This window comes from Stackebrandtia sp., from assembly GCF_035643755.1.
GTDB lineage: Bacteria > Actinomycetota > Actinomycetes > Mycobacteriales > Micromonosporaceae > Stackebrandtia.
On the sequence record NZ_DASQPW010000281.1, the window covers coordinates 1 to 8,773 of the forward strand.

The 8,773-nt window shown below is 69.3% G+C and carries 8 protein-coding genes and 1 pseudogene; 5 read left to right on the forward strand and 4 right to left on the reverse strand.

Annotated features, from left to right (window positions below):
- The 3 genes from VE172_RS21585 to upp form a co-directional block, all read right to left on the reverse strand.
- Positions 1–1,370, reverse strand: a 1,370-nt coding sequence (locus VE172_RS21585; protein ID WP_324804066.1) for a polyketide synthase, incomplete at its 3' end; no start/stop codon positions are given.
- A gap of 224 nt (positions 1,371–1,594) precedes the next feature.
- Positions 1,595–2,347 carry an SGNH/GDSL hydrolase family protein gene (locus VE172_RS21590; protein WP_324804067.1) on the reverse strand — a complete coding sequence of 251 codons (753 nt, stop codon included), beginning with the start codon at positions 2,345–2,347 and terminating at the stop codon, positions 1,595–1,597.
- 100 nt (positions 2,348–2,447) lie between these two features.
- Positions 2,448–3,080, reverse strand: coding sequence for a uracil phosphoribosyltransferase (gene upp / locus VE172_RS21595; protein WP_324804068.1), 633 nt, complete (start codon positions 3,078–3,080; stop codon positions 2,448–2,450).
- 46 nt (positions 3,081–3,126) lie between these two features.
- Here upp and deoC point away from each other — a divergent pair, with 46 nt between their 5' ends.
- From deoC to VE172_RS21610, 3 genes are read left to right on the forward strand one after another with little or no spacing between them, the layout of a single operon-like run.
- Positions 3,127–4,047, forward strand: a complete 921-nt coding sequence (gene deoC, locus VE172_RS21600) for a deoxyribose-phosphate aldolase (protein ID WP_324804069.1) — start codon at positions 3,127–3,129, stop codon at positions 4,045–4,047.
- Entirely contained in the window at positions 4,048–5,484 is a 1,437-nt protein-coding gene (locus tag VE172_RS21605) for an aldehyde dehydrogenase family protein (protein WP_324804070.1), read from the forward strand. It abuts the gene before it with no gap.
- The gene (locus tag VE172_RS21610) at positions 5,477–6,340 is read left to right on the forward strand and encodes an aldehyde dehydrogenase family protein (RefSeq protein WP_324804072.1); all 864 of its coding nucleotides are present in this window, start codon (positions 5,477–5,479) and stop codon (positions 6,338–6,340) included. The genes VE172_RS21605 and VE172_RS21610 overlap by 8 nt, the downstream gene beginning before the upstream one ends.
- Before the next feature lie 155 nt (positions 6,341–6,495).
- Here VE172_RS21610 and VE172_RS25820 read toward each other — a convergent pair.
- A pseudogene (locus VE172_RS25820) lies at positions 6,496–6,543 on the reverse strand (hypothetical protein); the annotation flags it as partial.
- A gap of 400 nt (positions 6,544–6,943) precedes the next feature.
- Between VE172_RS25820 and VE172_RS21615 the strand changes: the two are divergent.
- Together VE172_RS21615 and VE172_RS21620 are read left to right on the forward strand one after the other, a co-directional pair.
- Positions 6,944–7,921, forward strand: coding sequence for a hypothetical protein (locus VE172_RS21615; RefSeq protein WP_324804073.1), 978 nt, complete (start codon positions 6,944–6,946; stop codon positions 7,919–7,921).
- A gap of 57 nt (positions 7,922–7,978) precedes the next feature.
- A partial coding sequence (locus tag VE172_RS21620; protein WP_324804074.1) for a hypothetical protein occupies positions 7,979–8,773 on the forward strand: 795 nt, incomplete at its 3' end.

Genomic DNA, 8,773 nt, shown 5'->3' on the forward strand with positions numbered 1-8,773 from the left:
CGCGACACCCGCTTCGCTTCCTCCGCCAGCCGGGCCGCCTGCTCCCGCAGCGCGGCGTCCGATCGCGCGGACAGCAGCCATGGCACCACCCGCGCCGGGGCCGCGCCGGAGGCGTCGCCCGCGGGGCCGTCCGCGTCGTCGGCGTCGCCCTGTTGGAGGATCACGTGGGCGTTGCTGCCGACCGCGGCGAACCCGGAGATCGCCGCCCGGCGCGGGCCGCCCCGGTCGGGCCAGGCCCGGCTCCGCCGCAGCAGCGAGACGCCGCCGGAGGTCCAGTCCACATGGGGCGACGGGTCCTCCGTGTGAAGGGTCCGGGGCATCACCCCGTGCCGCATCGCCATCACCATCTTGATGATGCCGGCCACCCCGGCGCTGGCGCCGGGGTTACCCCAGTTCGACTTCCCCGAGCCGATCCACACCGGATCGCTTCGGGAATGGCCGCGCCCGTAGGTATTCAGGTACGCCTCGGCCTCCATCACGTCGCCCGCCAGGTTGCCGGGGACGTGGGCCTCCACGGCGTCCACGTCGCCGGCTTCCCATTGGGCGTCGGCCAGGGCGGTGCGCACCAGGCGCTCCAGACCCGAGGGGCTGAGGCTGCCGAAGGTGTTTCGCACCCCGTCCTGGTCGACCGCGGACCCCGCCACCTGGGCCAGGACGCGGTGGCCGTGACGACGCGCGTCCGACAGGCGTTCCACCAGGAGAACGCCGACGCCCTCGGCGAGGTTGCTGCCGTCCGCGTCCGCGGCGAAGGGCTTGACGCGCCCGTCGCCGGGCCGCTTCTGGTTGTGGTGGTAGTCGTCGAACACGTACAGGGACGGGATCACCGACACCCCGCCGACCAGCGCGAGATCGCATTCCCGGTTGCGCAACGCCGTCGACGCGAGATGAACGGCCACAAGGGACGAAGCACACGCCGAGTCCAGCGACAACGCCGGTCCCCGCAGACTCAGGTGATAGGCGACGCGCGCCGCCGCCGCCCCCAACGCCGAGCCGTAGATCTGCTGTCCGCGCACCGAGGCATCCGGCCACCCGAACCGTCCGTGGTAGAAGCTGTTGCTGAGGCCGGCGAACACACCGACCCGTTGCCCCACAAGGCTCTTCGGATCCAGGCGAGCCCGCTCCACGGCCTCCCAGCAGGTCTCCAGCAGCAGGCGGTGCTGCGGGTCCATCCCGCGCGCCTCGTCCGGGTCGATGTCGAAGAAGGCGTTGTCGAAGCCCGCCACATCGTCGAGCAGGGGTGCCTCGTCGGGATGGTCGACGCCCTGGGCGTCGACGTCCCAGCCGCGGTCGGTGGGCAGGGGAACGACCGTGTCGATTTCCTGGCTGACGACGCGCCATAGATCCTCCGGCGAGGCGACACCGCCCGGCATTCGGCACGCCATTCCCACGATGGCGATGGGTTCGTGTCGATCATCGTCGATCCGCTGAAGCTCGCGCCGGGTTTGGAACAATTTGGCCGTTACGCGGTTCAGATATTCTCTGAGTTCTCTGTCCGATGATTCGGTGGGCACGCCGCACTCCTTGGTCTACCTGTCAGGTCGACTCATCGGTGGTGCGTCTATCGGCGGGAAGCCAGGCCGCACATGCTATACGGTCAGCTCCCGCGGGTGCCCTCCAACACCGGGCGCAGCGCGATCCACCAGCGCTTGGCCATCTTGCCGGTGCCGATGTCGTTGGGGTGGACGCCGTCGATGGTGTCGGCGCGGGCGTCGAAGCCGGTGTGCTGGTTCACCACGTGGATCGGCGAGGTGACCGTGGAGTGCCGGTGGGCCCAGCCGGGGATCCGCTTGTCCAGGGCGACGACCCGGTCGGCGCACGCGCCGCAGCGGTCGGCCGACATCGGGATGATCTGCGCCACAAGCAGAATCACGTGCGGGTTGGCGGCGCGAAGCTCCTTGAGTAGCACCGTGTAGGCCGCCAGGATCGCCGTCGGGTCGGGGTTGCCGTGCCAGATGTCGTTGGTGCCCAGGTGCATCACCACGATGTCGGGGCGGTGGGTCTTGAACGTCTGGACGAAGAACCCGTCCCGCGCGGCCTGGGCGACCTTGAGGCCGCGGTAGCCGTCGTTGTCGGCGTCGTGGGTGATGCCGCACTCGGGGGTGTTGCGGGTGCCGACAAAATCAACCGAGCGGTAGCCCGCTCGGTTCATGGTGCGCCAGAGTTTGGCGCGCCAGCAGCCCGGCGACCCGGTGATCGAGTCCCCCAGCGGCATCAGCGTGGTGCGCGTGTTCGTCGGATTCACCGAGACCGTGTGGGCGTTGTCGGTCTCGTCGCGACGGCTGGCCGCGGCCCCAGTGCTGACGCTGACAACGAGCATCAGCCCGGCGGCCATCACGACCCACCACATCCGATTGAGGCGACCGCCACCGCGCCGCACCCTCGTACCTGTCACCTTCACTCCCGAATCAACGCCGAAAACCCTTGCCAGGAATAAAGGTTAGCCGAACCTAGAAGCGTCGGTACTGGCCGAACTGCCGATCCCCGGCGTCGCCCAGCCCGGGAACGATGAACGCCGCGTCGTTGAGGCCCTCGTCGATGGAACCCGTGGTCACCGTCAGGGGCAGACCCGAGGATTCCAGCCGGGTGATGCCCTGCGGCGCGATCAGCGCGCACACCACGGTGACGTCGACGCAGCCGCGGTCGGCGATCATCTGGCAGCAGCGCACCAGCGACCCCCCGGTGGCCACCATCGGGTCCAGGACGATGACGTGCTGGCCGGTCAGGTCGTCGGGCAGCGATTCCATGTAGGCGCGGGGTTCGTGGGTCTGTTCGTCGCGGGCCAGCCCGACGAAGCCCATGGTGGCCTCGGGCAGCAGGGCGTGGGCGGCGTCGGCCATGCCGAGCCCGGCGCGCAGCACCGGCACCAGCAGCGGCGGGTTGGCGAGCCGGACCCCGGTCGCGGTGGCCACCGGGGTGCGGACCTCGTAGGTCTCGGCGGCGATGGTGCGGGTCGCCTCGTACACCAGCAGGGTGGTCAGCTCGTGCAGGGCGGCGCGGAAGACGCCGGAATCGCTGGAGGCGTCGCGCATGGCGGTGAGCCGCGAGGCGGCGAGGGGGTGATCTACGACCTGTACGTCCACGAGCCCACACCCTACCGGCAGCCGACACCTACGTAAACTCGCGATCATGACCTCTCTACTCGCTGTGGACGCCGTGGCGCGGGCGCGCAGCCAGCCGGGCGTGGACCAGGTGGGGCTGGAGCAGCGGGCCGCCGCCCTGGCCACGCGCTCCATCAAGACCACCGCCAAGAAGTGGGCGCTGGACATGGCCATCTCCATGGTCGACCTGACCACTTTGGAGGGCGCGGACACGCCGGGCAAGGTGCGCTCCCTGTGCGTCAAGGCGACGCGCCCCGACCCGAGCGACCGCGCGTGCCCGTCGGTGGCGGCCGTGTGCGTGTACCCGGCGATGGTGCCGGTGGCCGTCGAGGCCCTGGCGGGCACCGGCATCCACTTGGCCAGCGTGGCCACCGCGTTCCCCTCCGGCCAGGCCCCGCTGGAGGTGCGGCTGGCGGACGTCCGTGCCGCCGTGGCCGCCGGCGCCGACGAGATCGACATGGTGATCAACCGCGGCGCCTTCCTGTCGGGCCGCTACGAGCAGGTGTACGACGAGATCGTCGCCGTCAAGGAGGCCTGCGGCGACGCGCACCTGAAGGTGATCCTGGAGACCGGCGAGCTGGCCACCTACGACAACGTGCGCCGCGCCAGCTGGCTGGCGATGTACGCCGGCGCCGACTTCATCAAGACCTCCACCGGCAAGGTGTCGCCCGCGGCGACCCTGCCGGTGACGCTGCTGATGCTGGAGGCCGTGCGGGACTTCCGGGACGCCACCGGGCGCCAGGTGGGCGTGAAGCCCGCCGGCGGCATCCGCACCGCCAAGGACTCGTGGCGCTACCTGGTGACGGTCAACGAGACCTGCGGCCCCGACTGGCTGTCGCCCGACTGGTTCCGCTTCGGCGCCTCCAGCCTGCTCAACGACCTGCTGCTTCAGCGCCAGAAACTGGCCAGCGGCCGCTACTTCGGCCCCGACTATGTGACGGTGGATTAAATGTCTGTCTTCGAATACGCCCCGGCCCCCGAGTCGCGGGCCATCGTCGATATCAAGTCGTCCTACGGCCTGTTCATCGACGGCACATTCGTCGATCCCTTGGACGGCGGCGGCTTCAAGTCGATCAACCCGTCCAGCGAGGAGACCCTCGCCGAGGTGGCCGACGCCGGGTCGGCCGACGTGGACGCCGCGGTGGCGGCGGCGCGGCGGGCCTTCGACACCGTGTGGGGCCCGATGCCGGGCTCCGAGCGCGCCAAGTACCTGTACCGGATCGCCCGTATCATCGCCGAGCGCTCCCGGGAGCTGGCGGTGCTGGAGTCGCTGGACAACGGTAAGCCCATCAAGGAGTCCCGCGACGTCGACCTGCCGCTGGTGAGCGCGCACTTCTTCTACAACGCCGGCTGGGCCGACAAGCTGTCGCACGCCGGGTACGGGTCCGACCCGCGCCCGCTGGGGGTGGCGGGCCAGGTGATCCCGTGGAACTTCCCGCTGCTCATGCTGGCCTGGAAGATCGCTCCCGCGTTGGCCTGCGGCAACACCGTGGTGTTGAAGCCCGCGGAGACGACGCCGCTGTCGGCGCTGGCCTTCGCCGAGATCTGTCAGCAGGCGGAGCTGCCTCCGGGCGTGGTCAACATCGTCACCGGCGCCGGGGGCACCGGCGCGGCCCTGGTGTCGCACCCGGGCGTCGACAAGGTGGCGTTCACCGGCTCCACCGACGTGGGGCGCCTGATCGCCAAGTCGGTGGCGGGCACGTCCAAGAAGGTCACCCTGGAGCTGGGCGGCAAGGCCGCCAACATCGTGTTCGCCGACGCCGCGCTGGACCAGGCGGTGGAGGGCATCGTCAACGGCATCTTCTTCAACCAGGGGCACGTGTGCTGCGCGGGTTCGCGGCTGCTGGTGGAGGAGCCGGTGGCGGAGGAGGTGCTGGCGAAGCTGAAGCGCCGCATGGGAACGCTGCGGCTGGGCGACCCGCTGGACAAGAACACCGACATCGGCGCGATCAACTCCTCCGAGCAGCTGGCGCGCATCAAGGAGCTCACCGCGGCGGGCACCGCCGAGGGAGCCGAGGCCTGGTCGCCGCCGTGCGAGCTGCCCGACTCGGGGTTCTGGTTCGCGCCGACGATCTTCACCGGCGTGTCGCAGGCGCACCGGGTGGCCCGGGAGGAGATCTTCGGGCCGGTGCTGTCGGTGCTGACCTTCCGGACGCCCGACGAGGCGATCGCCAAGGCCAACAACACCCCCTACGGGCTGTCGGCGGGGGTGTGGTCCGAGAAGGGCTCGCGCATCCTGTGGGCCGCGACCCAACTGAAGGCGGGCGTGGTGTGGGCCAACACGTTCAACAAGTTCGACGCGACCTCGCCCTTCGGCGGGCTCAAGGAGTCCGGTTACGGGCGCGAGGGCGGACGCCACGGCCTGGAGGCTTATCTCAATGTCTAAACGTCTGTCGGTCCGCAAGACCTACAAGCTGTATCTGGGCGGGAAGTTTCCGCGCAGCGAATCGGGGAGGACGTATCAGGTGAGTGGCGCCGACGGCAGCTTCCTGGCCAACGCCGCCCAGGCGTCCCGCAAGGACGTCCGCGACGCGGTGGCCGCCGCCCGCAAGGCGCAGCCCGGCTGGGCGGGCGCCACCGCCTATCTGCGCGGCCAGATCACCTACCGGATGGCGGAGATGATCGAGGGCCGCCGCTCCCAGTTCGTGGCCGAGGTGCGTGACGCCGAGGGCGGCACCATCAAGGCGGCCGAGGCCCAGGTGGACGCGGCCATCGACCGGCTGGTCTGGTACGCGGGCTGGTCCGACAAGCTGCCGCAGGTGCTGGGCGGCGCCAACCCGGTGGCGGGCCCGTTCTTCAACCACTCCACACCCGAACCGGTGGGCGTGGTGGCGGTCGTGGCGCCGCAGGAGGAGTGCTTCCTGGGCCTGATCAGCGTGATCGCGCCCGCCCTGGTCACCGGCAACGCCCTGGTGGTGCTGGCCAGCCAGGAGCGCCCGCTGCCCGCGATCACCCTGTCCGAGGCACTAGCCACATCGGACCTTCCCGGCGGCGTCATCAACCTGTTGTCGGGCAAGGTTTCCGAGCTGACCCCGTGGCTGGCCTCCCACATGGATGTCAACGCGATCGACCTGGCGGGGGTGGACGACCCCGAGCTGGTGCGCGACGCCGAGATCGCCGCCGCCGAGAACCTCAAGCGCGTGGTGCGTCCCGCGAGCGTCGACTGGTACGCCGATCCCGGCGTCGACCGGCTGCGGCGCTTCGTGGAGATCAAGACGGTGTGGCACCCGGCCGGGGTTTGACTTCCTCTGCGCGTGGAACGCGCGGCGTCTGGGTGGGTTACCGCTTCACCGCGTGGTGCCAGCACACGTGCTGGTCCTACCCGCGCTCCACGGTCGTTTGAGTTGTCCGCAAGCCCTGCGGCCAACACGTTCTTGGCGGCGTTGATGTCTCGGTCATGGCGCGCACCACACGGGCACGTCCACGACCGCACATTCAACGGCATCTTGTGGTTGATGCGCCCGAGCCACCTTCACGACGGCCTTCTTACGACGGTTGCTTCCCTTGGTCTTGCGGGACAGGGCCTGCCGCAGGCGTTTCAACTTGCGTGCCGCTTGCCGCAGGAACTTTGGCGCGGTCACCTTCCTGCCATCAGACACATACGGTCGACCCTCGGCCCTGGCTTCTCGCCGCGCGCGCAGCCCATCGTTGAACACCACCCGCGAACACGATGCCGATGCTCCACGCGATCGTCATGATGTACCTGGACGGGCATCTGTGGAGCGTCGCCACGACGCTTCCGCGCAGTTGAGAACCGAGTTACCGAGGCCACGCAACAGCGGCTTGGGAGCAACTCATAAGCTCTATGCCGACTGTTTGACCGACCAGCGACGCGGAGACCTCCAGTGGCCAAGAACGAAAAGGCGCCCAAAGACTCGGACAAGGACGCCGAGGTCGACGCCGAAACCGAAACCGACGCGGCCGACACCGACGCCCTCGACAGCGACGACGCCCTGGACAGCGAGGAGGTCGTCGAGCGCACCAGCGACGCCGATTCCTTCTGGGAGAAGGTCGGCGTGGAGCCGATCGAGATCGCCATGCCCAAGGGCGTGGGGCTGACGCTGCGGGCGTATCGGATGTCCGACACCGTCGAGTCCGACGAGGAGGAGACCGAGTCGGACGACGAGGCCGAGGTCGAAGAGGTCGAGGAGGAGAAGCCGAAGTCCAAGCGGGACAAGAAGCCCTCGAAGAAGGACGACGACGAGGAAGAGGACTCCGAGGACGCCGAGTCGGACGAGGACTCCGACGACGAGGACAAGGACTCCTCGGACGACGAAGAAGACGAAGACGGCAAGAAAAAGGACAAGGACTCCGACGAGGAAGAGGCCGACGAGCCCGAGGAGATCCCGATCTTCTTGAGCCAGGACGGCGCGCTGCCCCTGTTCGAGACCCCCGAGGCGCTGGTGGCCTTCGTCAAGTCGGACGCGGCTACCGAGCTGCGCGCCATCGACACCTGGGACGAGCTGGTCAAGGGCATCAAGGCCGAGTACGTGGTTCCCACCGACGACGACAGCTACGAGCTGGATCTGGTGGTCAAGAACCTGCGCGGCGGGCACGACACCTGGGACCCCGAGCTGATGATCGGCGCGGGCGAGCTCGCCCGCGACCTGGGATTCGCGCTCAAACTGCCCGCCGTCATGTCCACTTTGGCGGTCGGTTCGCCACTGGACGATTTGGACAACGCGCTGCGCTCCGTCGTCGACGGCGGGCTCAAGGCGATGTTCGCCAAGCGCCGGGTGCGCAAGGTCGGCACCCAGCAGACGACCCTGGCCTGGCGGGGCATCATCACCAAAATTGCCGAAACGGTGGACTGGCGAAACTGAGTCTCGTACGGGACTATCGAGGCTGGCCGAATCCGACTACCGAAAGGTAGTGTCGACGTGGCGGAGCGAAAGGAGCACGGCACAGTGCGGATCTTTTGTGGACTGACCGGCGACGCCAATGGCATCGCGGCGGCCGTGACCAACGAGCGCGGAGGCGTCATCGCCACCGCCGAGGTCACCGACGATCCCTACGGCTACCTGGCGCTGTGCCGCATGTGGGTGCGGCACAGCGACCTGGCCAGCGTCACCGTCGCCGACAACGGCGGCAGTCGCGTGCTGCGCGCGCTGGCGGCCGCCGCGGGGCAGTCCATCGGCATCACCGACGTCCCGCACATCAGCGACCCGATGGACTCTGCCGTCCACATCGCACAGATGCTCGCCTATGGCGACCTGATCACCGGGGTGGATTCCGGTGCCTCGGCGGAATTGCGCAAGCTGCTGACGTCGACTCACGCGCTGATCAACAGCGAATACGCCGCCGTGGCGTCCTTTATGGAGGTCATTCGGCAGTGCCACCCCGCGGTGCTGGCCGCCTGGGACGAGCCGACGGACACCGTGGCTTTGGAGATCCTGCGGATCATGCCGGACCCGGCCGAGGCCGCCGAGACCTCGCCGCAGCGCATCGCCGAGGCCCTGGGCGACATCGCCGAGCCGACCCGGCTGGCCGAGCAGGTCCACAAGCTGGCCCGCGCCGCCGCCTCCCGTACCCGCCAGCCCCGCCCCGACGCGGGCGTCGCGGGCGCCATCTCCGCGGCCTCGGAGTCCGTGCTGGCCGCCGAGCGCGCCGCGTACGCGCTGGCCACCTCGATCACCGAGCACATGGAAGTCATGGGCCAGGGCGCGTCGATCCCG